The organism is Clostridioides sp. LIBA-7678 (genome assembly GCF_056716065.1).
The window spans coordinates 541,074-565,927 of the sequence record NZ_CP196987.1; the positions used below are offsets into that span (position 1 = coordinate 541,074).

Genomic DNA, 24,854 nt, shown 5'->3' on the forward strand with positions numbered 1-24,854 from the left:
TAGTTAGGATATTATGTTGTTATATAAATAAATATAAGTTTTAAATACATTTCAATATATAACTATCAAATTAAAGTAAAACTCATGAAAGTTAAAAAACAAAAAATTAGAAAGTACATAGCTTTATTGAAGAGAATACTATACAATTTAAAAGATTATATCAATGGTTGAAAGTGTTTGTTATATATTAATTCAGCCATTTTATGCTGTAAACAACTTTAAAATTTAGTTTTGACAAGCATAAAAAACAAGTTTTTTCATAAAATGTAAATATTGGATATTGTTTATTTAAAATATTTTAAATAAATAATATCTTGTAATAAAATATGAATAATACTATAAAAGAATGGGAGATATGTTTTGTGGATATAGATAGAATTTTAAACTTTTCCTCAAACGCAGGTAAAGCTATGTTGCAAAGTGGAGGAGAAACTTATAGAGTTGAAGAAACGATAGCTAGAATATGTCAATCTTTTGGAATAGACCATGTAGATGTATTTGCGACCCCAACAGCTGTAATGGCATCTGTGTTTGTAGATGGAAAATTACATTCAGCAATTAAAAGAATAAGCTCAAGAAGGGTAGACCTAAACTTGGTTCATGAGGTTAACTCATTATCAAGGGCAATAAGTATAAATAATTTAGATATTGAATTATGTGAAAAAATTTTAGATGAGATAAGTGAAGATAACTACTATTCAGATTTAATAACAATATTTTTTGCAGGCATTGCAGCAGCGACGTTTTCGATACTATTTGGAGGAAATATAGAAGAGTTTATAGCCGCATTTACTGTGGGAATTTTGACTAAGTTTGTTACTATGTACTTAAATAAATCATCATTAAATGACTTCTTTGTAAATGCAATCGGAGCAGTTATTATAGCTCTTTGTTCTATTATAATCTTGAAGCTTGGGTTTATAAAGACAATAGACCATCTGATAGCAGGAGCGATAATGTTATTAGTACCTGGTCTGGCACTGACGAATGCTTTAAGAGATTTATTAGATGGACAATTGATTTCTGGTCTTGCAAAGTTAGCAGAAGTATTTTTTATAGGTGTATCTATAGCGGTAGGAATGTTTTTGGTACTTGGATTGTACTTCAAGTTAGGGGGGATATAAATGCATTTGTTTATAGAGGTAATAGCAGCTTTTTTTACAGCCTTAAGCTTTGGAGTGCTATTTAATATGAAAGGAAAGAATTTGATACTATCTGGTATAGGTGGAAGTATCGCTTGGTTTTCATATAAATTTTGTTTGAATATGGGTGTGACAGAAAACTTATGTTTCTTTATAGCTACAGTATGTTTTGCAATATATTGTGAGTTATGTGCTAGAATTTATATGACTCCAGCAACCACATTAAGTGTATGTTGTCTAATAATATTAGTACCAGGTTATGGAATATATAATACTATGTATTCTGTTTTGACAAATAATTATATCAAAGCAGTAGAGTATGGTGTAAGTACATTATCCTGTGCAAGTTCAATTGCGTTGGGACTGGTATTTATAACTACAGTATTTAGAAAAGTAAACTTATATGGAATGTTTACCAAAATAAAAGAAAATGAAAAATATAAGAAGGGTATAAATAAAATTAAGCCACAAAAATAGAAAAAATTGACTTTTAAGTAAAAGGATGATAATATAATAACATAAAATAGAATAAGAATATCTAAATTAGAAAAGATGTTCTTATTCTATAGAAATAGTTTTTTTTTATTTCAAAAAACTGACAACTTGCATTACAGATGTAAGTTTTAGTGTTCAGTTTGTACCAAAAAATTTGTACCAATGCTAGAAACCTTAATTTAAATTGAAAAGGGGGAAGATTTCAAGATGGAAAAGCTGTCGGATAAGAGAAGAGTCAAGGCAGTAAGTATGGAAACCTTCGTATTTATTGTACTATTGGCGGTAGGATTTGGATATGTAGGAAGCATCATGGGTGCAGGTATGATGTTTAAAGTAATAATGAGTACAGCACATGCGCTTTTATTAGATACAGTATTTTTAATAATGGCGATGGCAGTTCTTGCAGGTGCACTTAGTGCATTGCTTTCAGAATTCGGAGTAATATCTTTAGTTAATAAGATATTTAAGGGTCTTATGAGACCTATATGGGGCTTACCTGGTGCTAGTATAGCAGGAGTAGTTGCAACATATTTATCTGATAATCCAGCTATTATACCATTTGCTAAAGACAAAACATTTACACAATATTTTAAGAAGTATCAAGTACCTGCTTTATGTAACTTAGGAACAGCCTTTGGTATGGGGCTTATTGTAACAACTTTCATGATAGCTCAAGGTAAAGAATATGTACTACCAGCTATAATAGGTAATGTTGGGGCAATAATAGGTAGTATTATTAGTGTTAGAATTATGTTGACTTTTACTAAAAAGTATTATAATTATGACCCTAAAAGCGATACTGAAAAACAAGTAAATGAAAAAGGTGCAAAAATTGAAGAGTTTAGAGAAATAAGAGATGGTAATGTATTCCAAAGAGGATTGGATGCTATACTTGAAGGTGGTAAGTTAGGTGTTGAAATGGGTATGGCTATAATACCAGGAGTTTTAGTAGTTTGTACATTGGTTATGTTATTAACTTTTGGACCATCTACAGACCCTGCTACAGGTCAGGCTGTTTACACAGGAGCTGCATATGAAGGTATAAAATTATTACCTGCTATTGGTGATAAAATTAGCTTCATAATAGAGCCATTATTTGGATTCACATCACCAGAAGCAATTGCATTCCCTGTAACTGCATTAGGAGCTGTTGGAGCAGCGATATCTTTAGTACCAGAATTTATAAAATCAGGTGCTATAACTCCTAATGATATAGCAGTATTTACAGCTATGGGTATGTGTTGGAGTGGATACCTAAGTACACACATAGGTATGATGGATGCTTTAGAAGCAAGACCATTAGCTGGTAAAGCGATACTTTCACATACAATAGGTGGTTTATGTGCAGGTATATGTGCCCACTTTATATTTATGCTCGTTGGATAAAAATGTTCTAGAAATCAAATATTAAGATATTATAATTTATAAAGTTGAATAAACTAATGATTTAAGTATAAAATAAAATTAGTAATTTAAATATATAGAGGTGCTGTTTTGAAATAGAGATTTACTTTCATTTTAAGACAGCACCTTTTAGTAATTTAGATAAACTAATTAAATGTATTGATTGAATTTATTATGATAAAATTGTATTATATACAATAGAGTCAATTTAAACAGTAACAATAAGGAGGAATTGTAGTAGATGAAAAAGGAACGACTACATCATGAAGACTTAAAAGAGTATGATTATGATGAAGATGATTATCTCAGTAGAAAGGTGATTATTAAGGACTTCATAAAAACTATATTGGTTATGATGATTGCTACTGGAATATCAGTAGTTTTTGAAAAGGTAGGTTTTAATGAATCTAATATTATATTGGTATACATATTAGGTGTGCTGTTTGCTACAAGTATAACGTATGGGTATTTTTTTGGAATACTTTCTTCAGTAATAGGAGTGCTATCATTTAACTTTTTCTTTACACATCCATTATATACTTTTTTAGCCTATAGGAAGGACTATCCTATAACATTTTGTATTATGCTGATGGCAGCTATTATAACAAGTACCCTAACTTCTAGAATAAAAAGAGAAGTGAGACTTTCTCATAAAAGAGAAAAAATGATAAGGTTGCTTTATGAGAACAATAAAACATTACTTAAAGCAAAAAATAAGAATCAAATTATTGAGTTTTGTGGGACTAATTTAGTAAACATGTTAAATAGAACTGTTATAGTAACCATTTCAGATGGCGATAATAATTTAGGTAAGCCAAGTATCTATATTTGTAACAATGATGGGAGTGAGAATATATTCCATTCAGTATTAGAAAAGGAAGCTATAAAAGAAGCTTTTAGGACAGGCGAACCAGTTGGAATCGGAACAAAATATTGTAAAAAGAGTAGTGCATACTATTTTCCTATAAAAGGTCAAGAATCGAATGTACTTGGTGTTATAGGTATTGCATGTTTTAAAATAGATATTATTACAGAAAATGAAAAGATATTGTTAGAAGCTGTTTCAACACAGGTTGCATTGGCAATCGATAGAGAAAATTTATTTGAAAAGAATAAAAAAGCTAATCTTGAGGCAGAAAGAGAGAGATTAAGAGGCAATTTACTTAGATCAATCTCTCATGATTTAAGAACTCCACTTACAAGCATATTAGGTTCATCTTCAACAATACTTGAAAATGATGATATGATAGACAAAGAAACTAGAGTAGAATTATTAAAAAATATATATGAAGATACAAGTTGGCTGACTCATTCTGTTGAGAACATACTTAGTATGACTAGAATAGATGAAGGTAAATTGGATATTGAAAAACGACCAGAGGTTGTTGATGAAATAATAGCAGAATCCATACTAAGAGTGAAAAAGTTTGCTAATAATAGGGATATACAAACTAATATTCCAAAAGAAATAATAGTAGTTCATGTAGATGTATTGTTAATAGAACAAGTTTTAGTAAACTTAATCGATAATGCTATAAGACATACACCTAAAGATTCCAAAATAGAATTAACTGTAAATAAAGAGTCAAATCAAGTTCTATTTGCAGTTTCAGATAATGGAAAAGGAATACCAAATGAAGATATTGATAATATATTTAATAGATTTTATACCAAGAATAAATCTAGAAATCTTGAAAGAAGAGGGATTGGTCTTGGATTAGAGATATGTAAGTCTATAGTAGAAGCTCATGGAGGAGAAATTATAGCTTTTAATAATTCTTCTGGAGGAGCTACATTTAGATTTAGTATACCTATATGTGAAGAGGAGGCGAAAGGCGAGTGGAAATAAAGCCATTAGTTCTAATTGTAGAAGATGATAAGCCAATTTGTAAATTTATAAAAGTGTCTCTTGAAACTCAAAATTATAGGTGTGTAGAGACTGATAATGGAGGAACAGCTATATCACTTATACATTCTCTTGACCCAGACTTAATAATTTTAGATTTAGGGCTACCAGATATTGATGGAATTGAAGTAATAGGACGAGTTAGAGCATGTGCTAAAAATAACAAAATAATTGTTGTTTCAGCAAGAGAACATGAAAGAGATAAAGTTGAGGCTTTAGATGGAGGAGCAGACGATTATTTGACCAAACCTTTTAGTGTAACAGAGCTTTTAGCTAGAGTTCGTGTAGCTCTTAGAAATAAGGCTCAACAAGGCAATATAAACAATGATACTCCAAAGGTTTTTGAAGTTAAAAATCTAAAGATAGATTATGAAAATCATACTGTTTTAATTAATGATAGAGAAATACATTTAACTCCAATTGAATATAAGATTATTGAATTAATGTCTAAGTATTCAGGAAGAGTTTTAACTCATAAATTTATAATAGATAAGGTCTGGGGAAATTACTATGAAAGTGAAAACCAGTCCCTTAGAGTATTTATGGCAAGTATAAGGAGAAAAATCGAAAAAAGCCCTGCACAACCAGAGTATATTTTGACTGAAGTTGGAGTAGGCTATCGTATGGCGGATGAATAGTTATGAAATTAAGATAATATTAATTAGATAAAAATTATCTGCTATTCTAATAAATATGAATATTTTAAACAGAATAGAAATAGCTATGTATATTTTATAATGAATAGATATAAAATCAATTTATCTAATCTTAAATCTACATAGTTATTTTTGTATTTTAAAATATATTTTTTCATGAAATAATATATGTTTTAAATTGAGGATTAATTTCCTATAGACATTACCTTTTGTAGAAAAATTATCTATATAATACTATAGATGTTTGTATAGAAGTTCTTTACCATAAATATAGAATGTGAGATAATAAATTAAATAAAAATAGAAAGTAATGAGGATATAATTTTTAGAAAGTATAAAATTGATGGATTAGGAGCGAAGTTTATGATAGTGGGTATTATAGGCCCTTCAGACTCTGGGTTTAAGATAAAGGATGATTTAAAACAGATAGACAGTGATTTAGAAACTAAAATATATGTAAGAGAAAAAGTGGTAGATACAATAGAAGTTATTTCTAAATGTGAAGATGAATGTGATGCTATTATATTTACAGGATGCGCAGTTTATGAGTTTATAAAATCTAAGTATGAGATAAGTAAACCACATTCATTTGTACCAAGAAGTGGTACAAGCATAATGAAGGCATTTTGGGCAATAAAAAGTGAGGATATAAAATTAGATAAATTCAGTATAGATGTAGTAGATAGATATGTTGTAGAAGATGCACTTAAAGAATTTGATATAAAAGCTACAAGTGTGTTTTATAATCCGTTTTCTTTGGAAGTAGGAGAATCTGAGCTTGTAGAATGGCATATAAAATTATTTGAAGAAAATAAGACAGATATAATGTTAACTGGTTTTGGAGCAGTATATAATGAATTAAAAGAAAGAGGTTATCCAGTATTTCGTCTACAAGCTACTATACAATTAATCAAAGAAAGTTATGAGAAAGTAAAGAGTGAATATGCTCTAAGTAAGGCTAGATTTTCTCAAATTGCTGTTGAAATCTTGAGTATAATAGATTATAAAGAGAAGATAGACAACTATTATTCTGATATGATAAAAAAATCAGATATGGATAAGCTTGTAGTAAACTATGTGAGAAGTATTCAAGGCTCCCTATTTTTATTTGGAAGAAATGATTATGTTGTATTTGTTCATAAAGGAGTAGCTGATAATGAGTATAACTACGATAAGTTATTTAAACTGAAGAGAGATATAAAAGATATGGGATTTTCTCTTAGTATAGGAATTGGTACTGGAGTAACTGCATATCAAGCTGAGAATAATGCACATAAAGCATTAAGACGCTCTATAGATTCAAAAGAAATTGGCATATATTTAGTAGATGAAGACGAAAATATAAGAGGTCCTTTAGCCTCAGAAAATGAATTAAATTATTCTTTAATGTTGTCTGATGAAAAAGTAATAGATATATCTAAAAAGACTGGAATGAGTTGTGAATCAGTTGCAAAAATTATTGCTATAAGTGAGAATAGGCAAAGTAAGATTTATGATTCAAAAGAATTAGCAGAATATCTAAATGTAAGTGAAAGAAGTGCAAGGCGTATATTAAATAAAATAGTGAGTGCAGACCTAGGTAGGATATGTGCAAAAGAAACTAGCATTGGTGGAGGAAGACCTAAAAATATTACTGAAATATTATTTTAAAAAACTGCATCAACTACTGCAATAAATTATTATATAAAATACTAAAACCTATGTAAAACAAGCTTTTAAGATATAACTTATAAAGTTGAAAATACATAGGTTTTTAGTTTTATAATTTTAAGACATCTGTTGTAATATTTATAATTTAATCATATGATAAACTATTTTAGCAGTATCATACAATTCATCTATATTTACGTATTCATTAACTGTGTGAACATCATACATACCTAGACTCAATATAGCACAGTTATATCCAAGATTAGCTAATATATTTGCATCACTTCCACCACCAATTACCATTGGATTTGGAACAACACCAACTTGTCTTATTGCTTCTTCACTCAATTTGAATACATGACTATCTCTACTAAGTTCAAAACTAGGATAAGACATATTATGCTCAAAAGTATAAGTAGTATTAAATTTAGATGCAGCATCTTTGCAACACTTCTCCATATGATTAAGTTCATATTCTAAAGTTTCAGGTATATGAGACCTAATTTCAGCAGTCAATGTAACCTTGTCAGTTACTATATTTGTAGCTCCACCACCTTCTATCTTACCTATGTTTGAAGTAGTTAATGAATCTATTCTGCCTATATGCATATTACTTATTGCATGAGAAGCTACCAATATAGCATTTATGCCTTTTTCAGGCTCTATACCAGCATGTGCTTTCTTACCATAAAAAGAGATTTTTATAGATTGCTGAGCAGGAGCTTTATATGCTATCGAACCAATAGCTCCACCAGAATCTAAAATCACCATATCTTTACAAGGTAAGTTGTCAGGATTAAAGTTTTTAACACCATGCATACCAGCTTCCTCACAGATTGTAAAACAAAGATAAATATCTCTATGTGGGATTTTTTCTGTAATAACATGTTCTAATGCTTCAAGTATAGCAGCTATTCCAGCCTTATCATCTGCACCAAGTGTAGTAGTACCATCACTTCTAACTATGTTACCATCTAGTACAGGCTTTACACCTAAACAAGGTTGAACTTGGTCCATATGTGCACATAAACAAAGAGGTCTACTTCCTTCTTCACCTTTTATATAGGCAATAACATTTCCTGTATTACCACCATATTTTTCACCAGCATCATCTATAATGGCATCTATATTTCTTTCTTTTAAGTAGTTTACAAGCCATTTAGACATTTCTAATTCTTGATTAGAGGGACTATCAATTTTAACCATATCCATAAAATTATTTATAAGTCTATTTTTATCTAACATAAATTTTTCTCCTTTTAGAAAGATTTAATTAAATTACATACTATATGAAGGTAGTATTCCAGGTCCTAATGGAATATTAAATACCATAAATAATATCAATAATATAGTCCATACTATTAAGAATGAGATTGAGTATGGTAACATGTTAGCGATTACAGTACCCATACCAGCATCTTTATCATATTTTCTCGTAAATGCTAATATAATAGGAAAGTATGGGAATAATGGACTAAGTGGATTTGTTATACAATCACCTATACGATAAGCCATTTGAGTAAGTGCTGGATTGTATCCAACCATCATAAACATTGGTACAAATATAGGTGCAAGGATAGCCCATTTTGCAGATGCACTACCTATAAATAAATTTATAAAACAAGATAAGATAATAAATCCTATCAATAATAAAGGTCCATTTATTCCTGCTGATTTTAAAAATTCTCCACCTTTTACAGCTAGTATTAAACCTAAATTACTATTTGTAAACAACTGTAAAAATTGTGAGGCTGCAAATGCTAGTATTATATATCCACCCATATCACTCATTGCACCAGCCATTATAGAGACAACATCCTTGTCTTTTTTTATCTTACCTATAGTTTTTCCATATACAACACCAGGTATAAAAAATGCTAATGCTATTATAGGTACCATACCTTTCATAAGAGGAGCATTGTTTGATAGTAAGTCTCCTGTTTCTGGGTCAGCTAAGAATGGTTTTTTACCAATTACACTAAGAGCTATTATGATTGCTGCATATATTAATATACTTATACCAGCCCTTTTAAGACCTTTTTTTTCTGCATCATTAAGACTACCATCAACATCTAATTCTGCATTTCCTTCATATTTACCAAATCTAGGCGCTACAATCTTTTCCGTTACCCATGTTGCTAACAGTATTAAAACAAAAGTTGATGCTATCATAAAGAATAAGTTCATTGTTGCATTAGCTTGAAATCCAGAGTCAATCATTTGGGCTGCTGGAACTGTAAAACTTGCAGCAAGTATATCATTGACACTTATCATAATATTTGCAGCAAATCCTAGACAGACTGCTGCATACCCAGAAAATAAACCTATAAGAGGATGTCTACCAACACCAAGGTATACAAGTGCAGCTAATGGTGGAAATAGTATTGTACCTGCATCTGATGCAATATTGGCAAGCATACCTATAGTCATTACAACAAGAGTTACTTTTGTTTCAGGAATCTTGCTTACAGATGCTTTGATTGTTGCTGTCATAAGTCCAGTTTTATCACATACACCAGCACCTATCATAGTTACTAAAACTAGTCCTAAAGGAGCAAATCCTTGAAAATTACTAACTATATTTCCTAGAAGAATTTGAAGCTGTTCTACAGTCAATAGATTTACAGCTTTTATGGTTTCTCCTGTACCAGGATGAACTACTGATATACCCATAGAGCCAACTATACTAGATAGTATAAGTAAAAGTACACATAGTCCTAAAAATATTGTAACTGGGTCTGGTAGTTTATTACCAACAGTTTCTATTCTGTTTAATGTTCTGTCAAAAAAATTTTTCTTCTTAACTACGTTATCATTCATAATATCCCTCCCTAATAATTAAAAAATAAGTATTGTGGTCAAATTTATAATTAAAATTATGATTGTTGATTTAAGACGTGTCCACAATATGTCCTAAAAAAAGTATAAAATAAACTTTTAACTATGTCAATGTAATTTTCTGAATTTTCTGTATGAGTAGTGTTAATTAAATATGATTTAAGCAAATTAATGACGAATTATATCTAATGTATTTGAATAACATATACGCTTTAAATTCAATTTTAAAATAAAATTTTAGAAAAAGCTAGTGGAAGATTAAGTTATTAAAATAATAATCTAATAAAATGTTAAGCTTTTAGAATGATTAGAGTGTAGATTTGATTCAAAATCGAAAAGAAAAAATCAATTATTAGTTTTTTATAATATATATATAATATAAAAATTATCCATACCGATAATTTATGTAAATTAATAATATAAATTTTTAGAGCTGTATGTATATCTTTCTAGAGTGGTGCTTTTTAATGACTTTTATATATTGAAATGATATAATATATCCGAGTAATAAGTAAAGGAATATTAAATTAAAATTAAGATATTTGTAGATTTATCTAAAATATATGTTAATATTAGCATCTTTTTATAGAAAGTCTAATGGTAATATAAACCATTTATAATTATAAATTCTTAGAAAAATCCTTTAAACTATAAAAAATACTGTAGTTAAATCACTTTTTAAATTAATCAGAAATAGAAGATTTCATTTATAAGAGTATTGTATTTGTACTATAGAAGTATTAAATGATTCATAAGCAAGTATAGGTGATGCATAAGGAGGATATGATGCTAGAGACACTATTAAGAAATTTTAGAGCAAAGAAGATGGATTTGTATCAGTCTGAAATTAGAATTAGAAATTACCATAGTTTGAATGGCCTATCACTAGTAGGGCTTACTATTTCAACTATGGTTCTTATATTTGGATTGACTTTATCAGAAGTAGTTACTTTTAATACAGAATTTTTTCTTATATTTGGATATTTTCTCATTCTTCATATCCTTTGTAAATTTTATTTAAAAGAACACACTAAATATATAACATGTATTTTTTATGGAGTATTAACGCCAGTTATGATAATGGGTATTTTAATGGGAACTTTTTTAGATAAAACAGAACCTTCAATTACAATCATGGTATTCATATGTGTACTTCCTCTATTCATATTAGATAAACCTTGGAGAATCATTCTTTATATAACAATAATTTCTATAGTTTATGGTATCTGTTGTTTTATAGCAAAGGATATAGATATGTTTATGGCAGACCTAGTCGATTTAGTTACATTTTATTTTTTATCTGTTGGTGTTAATTTCTTTATTTTAAATGACCGTATTGAAAGTGTAGAAAACTATATTAAGTATCGAGAAAAATCGGAAATTGATTTATTGACAGGTATATATAATCGAGGTTCTGGAGTCGAGATGATTGAAAAACTCATGTCTAAACAAAAATATGGTGCTTTTATTCTTATTGATATAGATGATTTTAAGTATATTAATGATTCTTATGGTCATATAGTAGGAGATTATTATCTAAAAGCTGTATCTGAAAATATAAGAAATGTGTTTTATGATAGTATTGCATTAAGATTAGGTGGTGATGAGTTTGCTATCTATTCTGTAGAATTAACTGATGAAGAGAAGTGTAGGATACGATTTGAAAAATTATTTGAAGTATTAAATGATATGGAAGATTTATCAAGGGATAACTATGTATTTCATATCAGTTTAGGATGCTCTATTTGTGATGAAAATATTATCAATTTTGAAGAGTTGTATAGTAAAGCAGACGAAGCCCTTTATTCAGCAAAGGAAGCTGGAAAAGGATGCTATCGTATAAATTAGTTAGATGTTCTACTAAATTCTATTCAAAGTGTGGAGAATATTTAAAAAATAATAAATCAGTTTTAAAGGAATTTGTTTTGTGATTTCTATAAAAATCTATGGATATCATTTGAATTGTGTAGAGGATATAAAGTTATCTTATGTATATAGTGCAGATTCTGTTCTAATTTGCTACATTCAAATGGTTTTCCATGTCCAGGATAAATCATCTTGGGTTTTGTATTTATAATTGTTTCCCAAGATTGAGCAAATTCCATTTTATTTTCTGCAAATATGGTGATTTTATGAATACTTGGGAAGCCATTCATTGCAGAATCTCCACAAAATAAAGTACCATTATTAAGTAGTAGGGAAATTGAATCAGAAGTATGTCCTGGTGTTTCTATGATTTTTCCATTTAATTCTTTTTCAATTTCTTTTAGATTATTGTCAGAGATAAGAATACATCTTTTTTCAAACTCTTGCTTTAGTGTAGGAAAACAATGTCCACCTTTTCCAAACAGTTTCATAATTTGACAAAAGATAAAAGCGGTACGACTTGTGCATCCACCAATAAAAGAGTTTTGTCCTTTATATAGAGCTTTTAAAGCTTTATCATGCATGACAATTTTTGTATTAGGAGATTCTTCTAAAATCTGATTTATAAAACCTGCATGGTCATCATGGGCATGAGTTAGAAATATGTATCTAATGTCTTTAATTTTTATGTCGGATTTGAATATTTGTTTTTTGAAATGTTTAAAACCATTTTCATATCCAGTATCAATCAAGACAAAACCGTCTTGAATAGGGTATAACCAATTATTTACAATTAGGTTTCCTGCATTAAACATTTTTTCACCACCTTAAATTAAAATAGAAATTTGTATAGTTAGAAAGAATATATCATACTTATATTTATACTTCAACAGAGTCTTAAAAGTTTTAAAGTGAGTAGCACCAGTAAATATTTATATTATCTACAGATGCTACTTTTTTGTGAGTTTTGTGGGACTAGCACTAATTCTTCATAGGATTAGCAACCTATAAGATGAAATAATAACTATAGTGTAAAGTTGTTACTTTTCAAGATATGCTTTTAGGGCAAGCCCAATAAATTTTGATGCCCCATCTCCATATTTCTTATCATTAATTTCAATAAATGTAGGATTTGATATATAATTTTCAGACGTAATAGACCAATAGTTATCTCCCATATCAATACCATTATTAATTTTATTAGTAAAGGAAATTAGTTCTCCAACTAATTCTTGAATATCCAAAGATGTAACATCTTTACTTAGATTCTCTGTAAGTTTTTTTGTAATATCATCACTTTTTTTTATAAGGTTAAATACTTCTGCTTGGTCAATAGTAGAGCCATTAGATATAAAATTTTGAAGATTACTTTCCATAGCTTTTGTGTATTTTTCGATACTTCCATACTGTTTAGTTGCCATATCAGCTATTTTGTTTTCATTAGACTTCATTTCTGAAATCATTTCATCAAAGTTTTCAACACTTCCAAATTGCTTGATAATTCCATCAGTATGAGTTTCTTTGAACTCAGTTAATATACGAAAATATTCATCCATATTAAAATCTTTAAAATTCATACATTTTTCTCCTTTTATAAGTTTATCAAGTAACTCTAATAGAGCATTTAATCTATCCCTTTTTATTTGAATTAGTTCTCGTTGATTCTCAAATGTAGTAATCATATCAAATTTAGGATTTTCCATGATTATTTTAATTTCTTTTAATGTAAAATCAAGTTCTTTAAAAAATAGAATTTGTTGTAAAACTTCTAATGCTTTTTCATCATATAATCTATATCCAGCACTCGTTATTTCTGTGGGTTTAAATAAATCAATTTCGTCATAAAACTGAAGAGTACGTACACTAATACCAGTTATAGAAGAAACCTGTTTTACTGTCATCATTTTAATTCACCTTCTTTCATACTCTGGTAATTGAGACCTAGTTAATATTATATTTGCAAGAAATAGTATTTACTTATTAACTCTATCCCTAACTACTACTGTATACTATCACTATACGTGAGGGTCAATCTCTTTGTTATATTTTTTCTAAATAATATTAGGGATTTTACTAAGAATAATATGTTTTATTTTGGTTGTGATTTATGATATGTACTGTATTGTAAAAGCAAAATATTGGTGATAAGGTATTCTAAAATAAAGAGAAATGTAAGAAAAGATGGTATAGCTTTTAAGGCATATACCATCTTTCGTACTATAAAAATATACTTATAAAGTTTTATCGTGTTTTTCTAAAAATGTTAGATATTCTTCTTTAGTCATAACTGGAGTAAATGCATCTAATATGTTTTTAGCATCTTTAGCATTATCAAAAAGAAGGTCTACAACTGTAAGTGCCATTGCTTTTGCAGGGATTATGTAAGCCAAATCTTCATCAACTATTTCAAAATCTCTTGTATGAAGAGCACCTTTTACACCGCCAATCATAGGATGAAGAGTAGGCATTATATGAGATACATCACCAAAATCAAAAGAACCTGTAAAGTCTCCACCATCAACAACTTTTCCCTCTAGACCTAAATCTTCAAGATTATTTTTAAATAAATTATCAAGATTTTTGTATCGTAATATTGGTAAGTAGCCAGGGATTTCAGTTATTTCGACCTCAGCTCCAACTGCCATTCCACCAGCCATTAAGGCTTTATTTATCCTTGAATTAGCATCAATCATACCGTTTATAGTTCTAGCTCTTACATATGATTCCATATGGACATCAGCAGGAACAACATTTACTATATCTCCACCTTTTGTGATGATAGGGTGGAATCTAACTCTTTCAGATTCTTTAAACGTCTCTCTAAGTGCGTTTACGTTGTTTATAGCAAGCATTGCTGCATTTAAAGCATTTATACCATCATGTGGAGCAGAACCAGCATGAGATTCTTTACCTATAAATTTAACTTTTTTTCCAACAAATCCATTACTCTCAGGACCTACTAAAGCTTTATCTTCCCCTAAGTCAGAAGAGTGAAACATCATAGATATGTCTATATCATCAAAATAACCTCTTTTTATTAACTCTTGTTTTCCACCAAAGTAAGTTATTTTTCCTTCTTTTTTTAATTGTTCTCTATATTCTAACTCAATAAATTCTTCAGCTGGAGTAGCCATAAAAGATACTTTACCATCTAGATGTTCTAAAACACCACTTTTTACTAGACCAACAGCTGCACCTAACATTCCAGCTATTTGAATATTGTGTCCACAAGTATGAGAAGCACCTATTTCATTAGCATCTTTATGTTCTTTACATGATATGCCATCCAATTCTCCAAGTATAGATATATGAGGGCCTTTTTTATTAGTATTTGCATCTGCCTTACATCCTGTTACGGCTATATTTTTTTCTACAGATAAGTTTAATTCTTGTTCAAAGAAGTTTGAAACAGCTTCTGTAGTTTTAAATTCTTTATATCCATACTCTGGATTTTTATATATTCCTTGACCTATTTTTAATATTTTTTCTCTATTTTCATCTATAGTTTTTATTACTAGAGATTTTAATTGTTCTTTATTCATAATAAATTCCTCCTATATTTTACCTTGAATATTTAAAACTATATGAGCTATACTCGCACATGCAAAGAATATAGTTGTGAAAACAATAAGTGATATTATAACTATTTTCCATGACATCTCTTTTAAAGATTCTATTTTATTTCCAACAGAAATTCCTGCAAAAGCTAGTAGTGGAGTAGTTATAGCCATAAAGTTAATATTATTAGTATTTGTTAAGAATACTTCAGATGTTGGGCTATATGGCATACTAAGTAAAAGACCTATTATAGTTGCAAATCCAAAAGCTGGAAATATCGATTTAGGAAATAAATCCTTTACAATCATAGCAGCCATAGCAGCTAATATTAACATAACCATTCCAGGAAGAGCTGTAACTATAGATGTACCCACGCTAATTCTTTGTCCTATAAGAATTATAACTCCAATGACAGACATAACCAATAATTGAAATGAACTTTTCTTCAAATTTAAATTAGCAAACATTTATTAGCACTCTCCTTCTGTTGTTTCAATTTCTTTAGTTTTTTTATTTCTAGAAAATTTAGGTTCTAAAATTTTATACATAAAATTAGTAAATGGTAAGGATACAAAAACTAAGAATATAATTCCTGTTATACTAGACATCATATTGCTTGTTGCTGCATAGGCAAGTATTGTATCTGCCATTTCAGGTGGAACCATAGTAGATAATGAACCAGCAGCGGCAGTCATCATACTTCCACTACCAACACCACAAGCCATTCCCAAAGCATATGGATGAAGACCACTATAAATAGAGACCGAACCTAGTACACTAAAGTATATAGTACCAAGAACTGTACCCATTAAATATGTGCCAAGTACACCACTACCTTCTGGAGAATTTATTCCATATTTCTCAGATATAACTCCTAAAGAAGGTTCACGGCTGATACTTGCAGTAGCTCCAACAGCTTCTCTTTTCATACCAAACATTAATGCAAGAGGTAATGCAACGATTGGTGCAAGTATATGACCAAATTCTTGAGCTATGAATGCTGGTCCAGCTTGAATTATCTTATCAATGTTTGGACCAACTGTAGTACCATACTTTATACCAAGCATTACTAGTGCAATTCCAACAACTTCTCCAGCAATATTTATTTCTTTTTCTCCAATGACTTTTTTAAGTGCTTTAATTTTTTTCCCTAATAAATCTGGTGTTATTATAAGTCCAATTATAACTGCGTAGAGCATAGGAAATAGTACTATAGAAGCTTTTCCAATAGCTATAGTTCTTTGCCCTATAAATTCACATATTACTACTAATATTAAGCAAGTTAAAAATACTTGAATAAAATGTTTTTTATTACTTTCCATGATTTCCTCCCCAAAAAGAATAAGTATTTTACTTATTTAAAATAAAAAATACGTTTTCTTAGATATAATACGTTTTCCTGTATATTATAAAAAAGACCATTTTAAATAAGTTTCAGAAATGTCATTAACATGTCCTTAAATAAGGATAAAACAAAAATTTAACATTGTCAACGAAAAAAATGTAAAATATTACATATTTTTCAATATATTGTAATATTATTCATTCCTAAAAAATTATTTAAATATTGTAGGAATAATAGATAAAAAGCTTTAAAATAAATAATATAAAACTAAGAAAGAGTAAATTGAAATTTTAAAATGAATAAAAGTATTTTAAGATTTGAATAAATATAAGACTTAAATTAACTATTAAAAGTTAGTACAACTAACTTAGATTAAATAATAATGATTCTAGTAGGTGGTAGTAGATGAAAATCAATAGATTAACAGAAATAATAGTAATACTTTTAAATAAGAAACTGGTAACTGCCAAAGAGTTAGCAGAGAGATTTGAAGTTTCTACAAGAACTATATATAGAGATATAGAAACTCTATCTATGTCAGGAGTACCAGTATATATGACAAAAGGTAAGGGGGGCGGGATATCTTTAATAGAAGAATATTCTATAGATAAGACCATATTATCAAATGAAGATAAAGAGAGTTTGATAGTGGCGCTCAAAACCTTACAAGCAACAAAGTATCCAGAAATAAATTCAGTAGTAAATAAAATTGGTTCAATATTTGGAGAGCAGAACTTTGCAAATTGGATTGAAATAGATTTTACTGAATGGGGAAGTAATTTTAATGAAGATGACAAATTTACAAAAATAAAAGAAGCTATTTTAAGGCGTAATGCCATAAATTTTAATTATGTAAATAGCATGTCAAGTCAAACAAATAGAACTGTCGAACCTATGAAACTTATGTATAAGAGTAAGACTTGGTATTTATATGGATTTTGTAGATTAAAGGACGATTTTAGGATATTTAGAATTAGTAGAATAAAAAACTTAGTTGTGAAAGAAGAAGTGTTTTCAAGAAAGATAATAGAAGATGTATGTTTTGATGATTCTAAGGTGATGAAGGAAAATACTGTAACCCTGAAATTGAGATTTAAAGAGAAGATGCTTTTTAGAGTGTTTGATGATTTTAATAAAGATTTAATAACTAAAAACAAAGATAATACATATGATGTAATCGCTGAATTTCCTATTGGTGAGTGGATTTATGGTTATATTTTATCTTTTGGAGATAGTGTTGAAATACTTGAACCTAAAGAGGTTAGAGATAATGTAATAATTAGATTGAAAGAGTTATCTAAAATTTACTCATTATAATATAATACTTTGATTAAAAGAGCCATTTAAAATTCAGTAATTACAAAATATTTCACTAAGTCTAATTATATTAAAAATATGACATAAAGGTGTCGTATATTATAAGTTATAATTTAATTAAATAAATTTAATATTAAAATAGATTAATAAAAACAAAGTGAGGTATAAAGTATGGATTATGAAATAGTAAATATAAGTGAGAAAATAGTTGTAGGAATATCAAAAGAAACTACAAACCAAGATGGACAAGCAGTAAAAGATATAGGTGAGTCATGGAAGCGATTTATGGGAAAAGGTATATATAATTCTATAAAAGGTAAAAAGAATGAAAAGACAATAGGCTTATATACAGATTATCAAGGCGATTTTACAAATCCATATAACTTTGTTGCGTGTTGTGAAGTAAACAGTGATGCTGATAAAGATATCAATTTAGATGAATTAAATACTAATAATACTGTGGAAGAAATTGTTATAAGTAAAGTTATACCAGCAGGTAAGTATGCAAAATTTATTGTAGTAGGAGATATTCACAAAGCGATAGGAGATTTCTGGGCTGAATTTTGGCAAATGAGTTTTGATAGAAATTATATAAGTGATTTTGAAGAATACCAAGGTAATACCTATGATTCTGATAAACATGAAATTCATATTTACATAGGAATAAACTAGATTTGCATTATATTGAGTATATGTAATTTTTTATTGACATATGTCAGATGGAGGGGTATTATAAATTGGTAAATATTAGAGGCAAGGCAATAGAATGTTTGAAAATTTTATAGTTTTCATACATGAACTATAAAGGGGGATTTTCCTATGTTTGAATGTGCCTTTATATGAATAAAGATACATGGAGTAAATTAGGATGTTTGCATGATATTTTATTGAAAGTTGCTGATTGTAATAAATATGTTGAAAAATCAATATGTTTATTACAGTCAGTTTTATTGTTAATAACTATAAGCAGTAAATCTATAAAAGATTTACTGCTTTTTTAGTACTTAAAAATATCAGTATTGATTTGAATCGTTGCTAATGATGTTAGGAAAATTGTAAATAAACACTTGTAAATATCATGATTTAAATTGTAACTTTCAATGTTAAAAAGAAAAAAATTGTAAGTACAGACTATAATAACATTTTTGAATTTATGAATAAACAATTAAAAAAATTATAGAAAAATAATGTATAAAGCTAAACCCAATTTTATCGATAATACATATATAGAAATACAATTAAGTAATTAAATAACCATTTCTTGGATGTTAAGCAAGTTAGAAATTATATAGTAAAGAAGCAAATAAACCTGTAATTTAATATTTTAAGTAGCATGAGAAGTGCTTTTCAGTTTTTATAGATTACAACTTTAGCAGATTATAAAAATAAATCTACAAAAATAATTTTAATGAATCTGAAAAAAAAATTTTATATGAATATAAAAAAACATAAGGTTATTCTATCTTTATTTGATTACTTCTGACAACTTTTTATGTTTTGTACAATTATATTTTTATTAACTCGTCAAAATGCCAAACATATATTACAATATATATATAAGTTTTTTAATTGACAAATTGTGTTAATATAGTTGAATATAATATGGCATAAATAATTACTTTTATTTATCAATGAAATGTATTTATTATGTAGCGAAAAATAGTCAGATAGTATAGACAATATTTGAAATAAAAGCATTTATTGTTGTACATATGGAGGAGTTAGTTTTATGGAAAATAAAATTTTGATAGTAGATGATGCTATTTTTATGAGAATGATGATTAAAGAAGCTCTGAGTAAAAGTGGCTATGGAAATTTAGTAGAAGCAAATGATGGAGAAGAAGCTTGTAATATATTTAAAGATGAAAAGCCTGATTTGATGTTACTTGACATTACAATGCCAAAAAAAGATGGTTTAGAGGTGTTGAAAGAAGTAAAAAAGCTAGATTCAAATGCTAAGGTGGTGATGTGTTCTGCAATAGGACAAGAAAATATGATTGTAGAAGCTATAAAACTAGGAGCATTAGACTTTATAGTGAAGCCCTTTAAAACAGAGACATTAATCAAAGTTGTGCAAAATGCTTTAAAGTAAAAATGTAAATACACATTGATATAGTGAAAGGTACATAAATGAAATAATTAAAGGGAGGGGTTTATATTATAAATTATTTAGAACTTGATGATGCTCATATAGATGCTCTTAGAGAAATTGGTAATATAGGCTCTGGGAATGCAATCACTGCACTTGCATCCATGATAAATAGTAATATAGAAGTATTAATACCAATGGTAAATATACTTGAATATAATGAAGCAACAAATTTGCTTGGTGGTCCAGAAAATAAAGTAGTATGCATTTTACTAGATATGAAAGGCGATATTAATGGAATGTTTATGTTTTTGTTGGATGAATCAATCACCCAACTTATGTTAAATTCTCTTTTTAATAAAGAAGAGTCAGTTTTAGATGAGATTGAAGGTATTGAAATTTCAGCAATTAAAGAAATAGGAAATATTATGGCAAGTTCATATGTAAATGCTATGGCATCTATGTTAGATATGACCATAAGTATTTCAGTTCCAGATATGTGTATTGATATGGTTGGAGCTGTCCTAAATGTACCTATGATAAGATTTTCAGATGTTGGTGACCAAATTTTATTTATAGAAAATAAGTTCAAAATGAGTGATAATTATTTTACTAGTCACATATTGATGATTCCAGAAATGAGCTCACTTAAAGAAATATTGGTGAGATTGGGATTAAAAGTATGAATAGAGAGATAGTAGTAAACATTGCAGATATGAAGATAGCCTGTAAACCAAATGTTTTGGTTACATATGCACTTGGTTCTTGTGTAGGAGTATGTCTGATAGATAAAATAGCAGGAATTGGTGGAATGTTACATGTTATGTTGCCATATAGTAAAGATGCTATTAACATTGAAAATAAATACAAATTTGCAGACACAGGAATAAATGAGCTTATTAAATCTATGGAACATATAGGTGCAAATAGAATGTATATAAAAGCAAAAATTGCTGGTGGAGCTCAAATGTTTTTAGGAAACAGCAATTCGTCGATTGCAAGCATAGGGCATAGAAATGTTGAAGCAGTAAAAAAAACACTCTTAGGGTTACATATTCCAATAGTAGCAGAAGACACAGGTATGAATTATGGACGAACAATACGTTTTTGCACTGAAACAGGCGAATTGATTGTAGATTCAATAAATAAAGGTAAAAAGAAAATATAATTTAGATTTTATAGAGAGTAGATTTTAGAGGGGAGGAATTAAATGAGATTTCCAGATGACCCATATTTAGATTATAGGCTAGCTGATGAGGGAATTAAATATCTAAAATTTAAAGTAGATGAACAAGACTTCGGTGTTGAGATTGAAAAGGTTGTAGAAATTGTTGGAAATCAAGAAATTATATTTATTCCAGAACTCCCAACATATTCTAAAGGTATAATAAATTTAAGAGGTAAAATTATTCCAATAATAGATATGCGTTTGAGACTTAAAAAAGATGATTTAATAGTTGCTAACTGCACGTATATAGTAGTAGTCGAAGTAAAGGATTTATCAGTAGGATTTATAGTTGATAAAGTTGATGAGATAATAAGCTTAGAAGAAAGTCAAATTTCTCCACCACCAAGAGTTACTTTTGAGTATTCAGACTATTTTGTAAGTGGTATTGGAGAAATAGAGAGTAAAATAATTACATTACTAGATTTAGAGAAACTTTTGACAGATAAAGAAGAAATTTTAATAGATGAAGTAGTTAATAAATATAATTGCACTATCATGTAGCACAGGGATATAATTAGAATGTTATTATAAAGAGATTGTAATGGGAACATTTGGGGATGTAGTGGTATAATTATTAAGTATAAGAATTTTAAATTACTAAAATTTTAATATATTATGTTTAAGAGAGGTTCGTATATGGAAAATAAGCAACAAGGAACAATTTTAGTCGTTGATGATAGTGTCCTAATGTGTGATTTAATAGATAAAACACTTACAAAAGATAATTTTAAGGTGAAAAAAGCATTTAATGCAATAGAAGCAAAAGAGTTTATTGAAGAATGTATACCAGATATTATTTTACTTGATATAATTTTACCAGACAACTCTGGATTTGATTTTTGTAAGGAAGTAAAATCTAATTTTCGCACAGCAGATATACCTATAATATTTATAACTTCAAAAAATGCAGATACGGATATAGTAAAGGGATTTGGTGTAGGTGCAATAGATTATATGGTGAAGCCTTTTAGTATGACAGAATTAAAAGCACGTATTATGGCTCATCTTGAAGTAAAGAAATCTCAAGATAAATTAAAAAAGATAAATAATGAGCTGGAGTCTTCTCTTGAAAAATTGAATAGACTCGTTGTGAGAGATTATCTTACAGGTCTTTACAATAGAAGGCATATAATTAATCAACTTATGGAACAAAGAAGAATTAATAAGTATAATGAGGCGACAATATCTCTTATTCTAGGCGATATTGATGATTTCAAAGTTATTAATGATACTTATGGTCACGAAGCAGGTGATTTTGTATTGACAGTAATATCAAGTATAATAAAAAAGAATTGTAGACAGGTTGATACTGTATCAAGATGGGGTGGAGAAGAGTTTTTGATAATGCTTACAAATACTTCAATGGAAGGTGCTAGAATTCTTTCAGAAAGAATTCGCAAAGAAATAAAAGACTTTGAGTTTAACTATAAAGAAAACAAAATAAGATGCACTATTACATTAGGAGTAGTAGAAGTAAACTCAAATATATCATTAGAAGAAAACATATCCTTAGCAGATAAAGCGATGTATGAGGGCAAAAACTTAGGAAAAGATTGTAGCGTAGTAAGTACAATGAAAGGATTAAAAAGGATATAAATTAATATCTTAATAAACTTACTTTATAAAGGAGTAGAGGTATGAAAAGAGAAGTAAAGCTTTCTAAATTAGCAATTGTATTGCTGATTATTATAGTAATGGCTGTTCTAGCAGGGATTTTTTCTTCAATTTCATCTTATAAAGCATTTGAGAAAGTGGAAAAAAGCATTAATGATATGAATAATTTGAGAACTCAAAGCCAGTATATAAAAGATACAACAAGAGAAGTAAGTGATGTATTAAGAAGATATGTCTTTACAGGCGATAAAAAGGATAAAGATACTTATGAAAAAGAGTTGTATGGAAAAACAAGAGAGTCAGCTTTAAATAAATTAGAAAGAATTGGTCTTACAAAAAGTGAATCAAATAAAATCTTAGAAGCAAAAGAAATATCCGATTCTTTGGTGCCAACAGAACAAAGTGCTATAAAAGCAGTTGAAAATAATGATAAGAGCTTGGCACAGAGTATAATTTTTGGCAGTGAATATATAAACTCTCAAGAAAGAATGGATTCTTTAATAAATGAATTTCAAGAGAATATAGCTAATCGTTCAAATGCTGAAATTATAGAAGTTAAAAAAGAATTACAAAGCCTAATATTGAGAACAATATTTATACTTTCTCTACTAATAATACTGACAATAATAGAATATACAGTAATAAAATTAAAAATAGTAATTCCTATTAATAAGGTAGAAAAACACTTTTCAAGAATTGCATCTGGAGACTTAAGAACAAGTATAGATGTTGAAGAAAGTAAATCTGAAATAGGGATGTTGGTTGGTTCTGTTAAAAAGATGCAAAGTATGCTTTTAAATTATATAGACCTTATAGATAGTACATTAACTAGTATTGCAAAAGGAGATTTAAGAGTAGAGATAGACCAAGAATTTATAGGAGATTTTGAATCAATCAAAACATCATTAGAAAGTATAATAAACTCTTTTAATAGTGATTTTTCTGAAATAAATTTATCGGCAGAACAAGTTGCAAGTGCATCAGAACAAGTAGCAGCAGGTGCTCAAGCTCTTTCACAAGGGGCTACAGAACAAGCCAGTTCAGTGGAAGAATTAGCTTCTACAATTAATGAAATATCAGATGGAATTAAGAAGTGTGCAGATAGTGCTAGTCTTGCATGTGAGGTGTCTGACCAATCAGCACAACAAGTTAGTTTTGGAAGCAGATGTATGGATGATATGATGACTTCAATGGGTGAAATAAGTGAAAAATCCAGTGAAATATCAAAAATAATCAAAACAATAGATGAGATAGCTTTTCAAACTAATATTCTTGCATTAAATGCAGCTGTTGAAGCAGCAAGAGCAGGTCAATATGGTAGAGGATTCGCAGTTGTAGCAGATGAGGTTAGGTCTTTAGCTGGTAAAAGTGCAAAAGCAGCTCAAAATACTGCAATTCTTATAGAAGAGGCCATTAAGACGGTAGAAAATGGTGTTAAAATTGCCAAAGAGACTGCAAAAGCTTTGGATTTAGTGGTGAATGGTGTAGAAAAAACTACTGATTATATTAATGGAATTTCTTCATCTGTACATAGCCAAGAAATAGCAATTACACAGATTTTATCTGGAATAGAGCAAATTTCTATAGTAGTCCAAATGAACTCAGCAACAGCAGAGGAAAGTGCAGCAGCCTCAGAAGAGATGTCAGCTCAAGCACAAATTTTAAAAGAATTAGTAGAAAAATTTCATCTAAAGGAAAATGAGATAAAAGAATCATCATGGATTTAAATTATAAGATGTTATAGAT

General features: G+C 28.7%; 23 protein-coding genes. 16 read left to right on the forward strand and 7 right to left on the reverse strand.

Annotated elements, in window-relative coordinates; genetic code table 11:
* Positions 1 to 362: 362 nt before the first annotated feature.
* The 6 genes from ACTG46_RS02850 (at position 363) to ACTG46_RS02875 (ending at position 7,253) form a co-directional block, all read left to right on the forward strand.
* Positions 363 to 1,124 (forward strand): threonine/serine exporter family protein, encoded by a 762-nt coding sequence (locus tag ACTG46_RS02850; protein WP_065388354.1) that lies wholly within the window; start codon positions 363 to 365, stop codon positions 1,122 to 1,124.
* Complete coding sequence (locus tag ACTG46_RS02855; protein ID WP_054269041.1) at positions 1,125 to 1,619, forward strand: threonine/serine exporter family protein; 495 nt, start codon at positions 1,125 to 1,127, stop codon at positions 1,617 to 1,619.
* A 225-nt stretch (positions 1,620 to 1,844) separates the two neighbouring features.
* Positions 1,845 to 3,023, forward strand: coding sequence for a CD0519/CD1768 family membrane protein (locus ACTG46_RS02860; protein ID WP_074180010.1), 1,179 nt, complete (start codon positions 1,845 to 1,847; stop codon positions 3,021 to 3,023).
* Positions 3,024 to 3,282: 259 nt separating this feature from the next.
* On the forward strand, positions 3,283 to 4,890 hold the full coding sequence (locus ACTG46_RS02865; RefSeq protein WP_479923563.1) for an ATP-binding protein: 1,608 nt from the start codon (positions 3,283 to 3,285) through the stop codon (positions 4,888 to 4,890).
* Positions 4,881 to 5,585 carry a response regulator gene (locus ACTG46_RS02870; protein ID WP_479923564.1) on the forward strand — a complete coding sequence of 235 codons (705 nt, stop codon included), beginning with the start codon at positions 4,881 to 4,883 and terminating at the stop codon, positions 5,583 to 5,585. Before ACTG46_RS02865 ends, ACTG46_RS02870 begins: the two co-directional genes overlap by 10 nt.
* Before the next feature lie 381 nt (positions 5,586 to 5,966).
* Positions 5,967 to 7,253 (forward strand): transcriptional regulator, encoded by a 1,287-nt coding sequence (locus ACTG46_RS02875; RefSeq protein WP_479923565.1) that lies wholly within the window; start codon positions 5,967 to 5,969, stop codon positions 7,251 to 7,253.
* 138 nt (positions 7,254 to 7,391) lie between these two features.
* Here ACTG46_RS02875 and ACTG46_RS02880 read toward each other — a convergent pair whose 3' ends face one another.
* Positions 7,392 to 8,498: a M20/M25/M40 family metallo-hydrolase gene (locus ACTG46_RS02880; RefSeq protein ID WP_054269045.1), complete on the reverse strand. Its 1,107-nt coding sequence runs from the start codon at positions 8,496 to 8,498 to the stop codon at positions 7,392 to 7,394.
* 33 nt (positions 8,499 to 8,531) lie between these two features.
* The gene (locus tag ACTG46_RS02885) at positions 8,532 to 10,073 is read right to left on the reverse strand and encodes an AbgT family transporter (protein WP_054269046.1); all 1,542 of its coding nucleotides are present in this window, start codon (positions 10,071 to 10,073) and stop codon (positions 8,532 to 8,534) included.
* A gap of 804 nt (positions 10,074 to 10,877) precedes the next feature.
* Here ACTG46_RS02885 and ACTG46_RS02890 point away from each other — a divergent pair.
* Positions 10,878 to 11,939 carry a GGDEF domain-containing protein gene (locus ACTG46_RS02890; RefSeq protein WP_479923566.1) on the forward strand — a complete coding sequence of 354 codons (1,062 nt, stop codon included), beginning with the start codon at positions 10,878 to 10,880 and terminating at the stop codon, positions 11,937 to 11,939.
* Between the two features lie 86 nt (positions 11,940 to 12,025).
* On the opposite strand, the gene ACTG46_RS02895 is transcribed toward ACTG46_RS02890, so the two are convergent.
* The 5 genes from ACTG46_RS02895 to ACTG46_RS02915 all read right to left on the reverse strand — a co-directional run bounded on the left by ACTG46_RS02895 (position 12,026) and on the right by ACTG46_RS02915 (position 16,837).
* The gene (locus ACTG46_RS02895; RefSeq protein ID WP_479923567.1) at positions 12,026 to 12,772 is read right to left on the reverse strand and encodes an MBL fold metallo-hydrolase; all 747 of its coding nucleotides are present in this window, start codon (positions 12,770 to 12,772) and stop codon (positions 12,026 to 12,028) included.
* Between the two features lie 225 nt (positions 12,773 to 12,997).
* Positions 12,998 to 13,861 (reverse strand): MerR family transcriptional regulator, encoded by an 864-nt coding sequence (locus ACTG46_RS02900; RefSeq protein WP_479923568.1) that lies wholly within the window; start codon positions 13,859 to 13,861, stop codon positions 12,998 to 13,000.
* A gap of 327 nt (positions 13,862 to 14,188) precedes the next feature.
* The gene (locus ACTG46_RS02905; protein ID WP_054269049.1) at positions 14,189 to 15,499 is read right to left on the reverse strand and encodes a M20 family metallopeptidase; all 1,311 of its coding nucleotides are present in this window, start codon (positions 15,497 to 15,499) and stop codon (positions 14,189 to 14,191) included.
* A gap of 12 nt (positions 15,500 to 15,511) precedes the next feature.
* On the reverse strand, positions 15,512 to 15,982 hold the full coding sequence (locus ACTG46_RS02910; protein WP_479923569.1) for a hypothetical protein: 471 nt from the start codon (positions 15,980 to 15,982) through the stop codon (positions 15,512 to 15,514).
* A gap of 3 nt (positions 15,983 to 15,985) precedes the next feature.
* Positions 15,986 to 16,837 carry a DUF3100 domain-containing protein gene (locus tag ACTG46_RS02915; protein WP_054275822.1) on the reverse strand — a complete coding sequence of 284 codons (852 nt, stop codon included), beginning with the start codon at positions 16,835 to 16,837 and terminating at the stop codon, positions 15,986 to 15,988.
* A gap of 428 nt (positions 16,838 to 17,265) precedes the next feature.
* Between ACTG46_RS02915 and ACTG46_RS02920 the strand changes: the two genes are divergently transcribed.
* From ACTG46_RS02920 to ACTG46_RS02960, 9 genes are all read left to right on the forward strand, one after another.
* Positions 17,266 to 18,177, forward strand: a complete 912-nt coding sequence (locus ACTG46_RS02920; RefSeq protein ID WP_479923570.1) for a helix-turn-helix transcriptional regulator — start codon at positions 17,266 to 17,268, stop codon at positions 18,175 to 18,177.
* A 171-nt stretch (positions 18,178 to 18,348) separates the two neighbouring features.
* Positions 18,349 to 18,849: a GyrI-like domain-containing protein gene (locus tag ACTG46_RS02925; protein ID WP_479923571.1), complete on the forward strand. Its 501-nt coding sequence runs from the start codon at positions 18,349 to 18,351 to the stop codon at positions 18,847 to 18,849.
* A gap of 167 nt (positions 18,850 to 19,016) precedes the next feature.
* Positions 19,017 to 19,178: a hypothetical protein gene (locus tag ACTG46_RS02930; protein ID WP_479923572.1), complete on the forward strand. Its 162-nt coding sequence runs from the start codon at positions 19,017 to 19,019 to the stop codon at positions 19,176 to 19,178.
* Between the two features lie 728 nt (positions 19,179 to 19,906).
* Positions 19,907 to 20,269: a response regulator gene (locus ACTG46_RS02935; protein ID WP_479923573.1), complete on the forward strand. Its 363-nt coding sequence runs from the start codon at positions 19,907 to 19,909 to the stop codon at positions 20,267 to 20,269.
* A gap of 98 nt (positions 20,270 to 20,367) precedes the next feature.
* Entirely contained in the window at positions 20,368 to 20,952 is a 585-nt protein-coding gene (locus ACTG46_RS02940) for a chemotaxis protein CheC (RefSeq protein ID WP_227832620.1), read from the forward strand.
* Positions 20,949 to 21,434, forward strand: coding sequence for a chemotaxis protein CheD (locus tag ACTG46_RS02945; protein WP_054269057.1), 486 nt, complete (start codon positions 20,949 to 20,951; stop codon positions 21,432 to 21,434). Before ACTG46_RS02940 ends, ACTG46_RS02945 begins: the two co-directional genes overlap by 4 nt.
* Positions 21,435 to 21,476: 42 nt before the next feature.
* The gene (locus ACTG46_RS02950; RefSeq protein WP_479923574.1) at positions 21,477 to 21,995 is read left to right on the forward strand and encodes a chemotaxis protein CheW; all 519 of its coding nucleotides are present in this window, start codon (positions 21,477 to 21,479) and stop codon (positions 21,993 to 21,995) included.
* A 135-nt stretch (positions 21,996 to 22,130) separates the two neighbouring features.
* Complete coding sequence (locus ACTG46_RS02955; RefSeq protein WP_479923575.1) at positions 22,131 to 23,090, forward strand: GGDEF domain-containing response regulator; 960 nt, start codon at positions 22,131 to 22,133, stop codon at positions 23,088 to 23,090.
* A gap of 41 nt (positions 23,091 to 23,131) precedes the next feature.
* Positions 23,132 to 24,835 (forward strand): HAMP domain-containing methyl-accepting chemotaxis protein, encoded by a 1,704-nt coding sequence (locus ACTG46_RS02960; protein ID WP_167639723.1) that lies wholly within the window; start codon positions 23,132 to 23,134, stop codon positions 24,833 to 24,835.
* Positions 24,836 to 24,854: the final 19 nt, after the last annotated feature.

What these genes read in the sequence shown, in the direction of transcription:
- ACTG46_RS02880 (WP_054269045.1), bottom strand. Translation starts at nt 8,498, where the DNA reads ATGTTAGATAAAAATAGACTTATAAATAATTTTATGGATATGGTTAAA.
- ACTG46_RS02925 (WP_479923571.1), top strand. Translation starts at nt 18,349, where the DNA reads ATGGATTATGAAATAGTAAATATAAGTGAGAAAATAGTTGTAGGAATA.
- ACTG46_RS02905 (WP_054269049.1), bottom strand. Translation starts at nt 15,499, where the DNA reads ATGAATAAAGAACAATTAAAATCTCTAGTAATAAAAACTATAGATGAA.
- ACTG46_RS02935 (WP_479923573.1), top strand. Translation starts at nt 19,907, where the DNA reads ATGGAAAATAAAATTTTGATAGTAGATGATGCTATTTTTATGAGAATG.
- ACTG46_RS02875 (WP_479923565.1), top strand. Translation starts at nt 5,967, where the DNA reads ATGATAGTGGGTATTATAGGCCCTTCAGACTCTGGGTTTAAGATAAAG.
- ACTG46_RS02855 (WP_054269041.1), top strand. Translation starts at nt 1,125, where the DNA reads ATGCATTTGTTTATAGAGGTAATAGCAGCTTTTTTTACAGCCTTAAGC.
- ACTG46_RS02955 (WP_479923575.1), top strand. Translation starts at nt 22,131, where the DNA reads ATGGAAAATAAGCAACAAGGAACAATTTTAGTCGTTGATGATAGTGTC.
- ACTG46_RS02910 (WP_479923569.1), bottom strand. Translation starts at nt 15,982, where the DNA reads ATGTTTGCTAATTTAAATTTGAAGAAAAGTTCATTTCAATTATTGGTT.
- ACTG46_RS02915 (WP_054275822.1), bottom strand. Translation starts at nt 16,837, where the DNA reads ATGGAAAGTAATAAAAAACATTTTATTCAAGTATTTTTAACTTGCTTA.
- ACTG46_RS02945 (WP_054269057.1), top strand. Translation starts at nt 20,949, where the DNA reads ATGAATAGAGAGATAGTAGTAAACATTGCAGATATGAAGATAGCCTGT.
- ACTG46_RS02930 (WP_479923572.1), top strand. Translation starts at nt 19,017, where the DNA reads ATGAATAAAGATACATGGAGTAAATTAGGATGTTTGCATGATATTTTA.
- ACTG46_RS02885 (WP_054269046.1), bottom strand. Translation starts at nt 10,073, where the DNA reads ATGAATGATAACGTAGTTAAGAAGAAAAATTTTTTTGACAGAACATTA.
- ACTG46_RS02860 (WP_074180010.1), top strand. Translation starts at nt 1,845, where the DNA reads ATGGAAAAGCTGTCGGATAAGAGAAGAGTCAAGGCAGTAAGTATGGAA.
- ACTG46_RS02960 (WP_167639723.1), top strand. Translation starts at nt 23,132, where the DNA reads ATGAAAAGAGAAGTAAAGCTTTCTAAATTAGCAATTGTATTGCTGATT.
- ACTG46_RS02950 (WP_479923574.1), top strand. Translation starts at nt 21,477, where the DNA reads ATGAGATTTCCAGATGACCCATATTTAGATTATAGGCTAGCTGATGAG.
- ACTG46_RS02920 (WP_479923570.1), top strand. Translation starts at nt 17,266, where the DNA reads ATGAAAATCAATAGATTAACAGAAATAATAGTAATACTTTTAAATAAG.
- ACTG46_RS02865 (WP_479923563.1), top strand. Translation starts at nt 3,283, where the DNA reads ATGAAAAAGGAACGACTACATCATGAAGACTTAAAAGAGTATGATTAT.
- ACTG46_RS02890 (WP_479923566.1), top strand. Translation starts at nt 10,878, where the DNA reads ATGCTAGAGACACTATTAAGAAATTTTAGAGCAAAGAAGATGGATTTG.
- ACTG46_RS02900 (WP_479923568.1), bottom strand. Translation starts at nt 13,861, where the DNA reads ATGATGACAGTAAAACAGGTTTCTTCTATAACTGGTATTAGTGTACGT.
- ACTG46_RS02895 (WP_479923567.1), bottom strand. Translation starts at nt 12,772, where the DNA reads ATGTTTAATGCAGGAAACCTAATTGTAAATAATTGGTTATACCCTATT.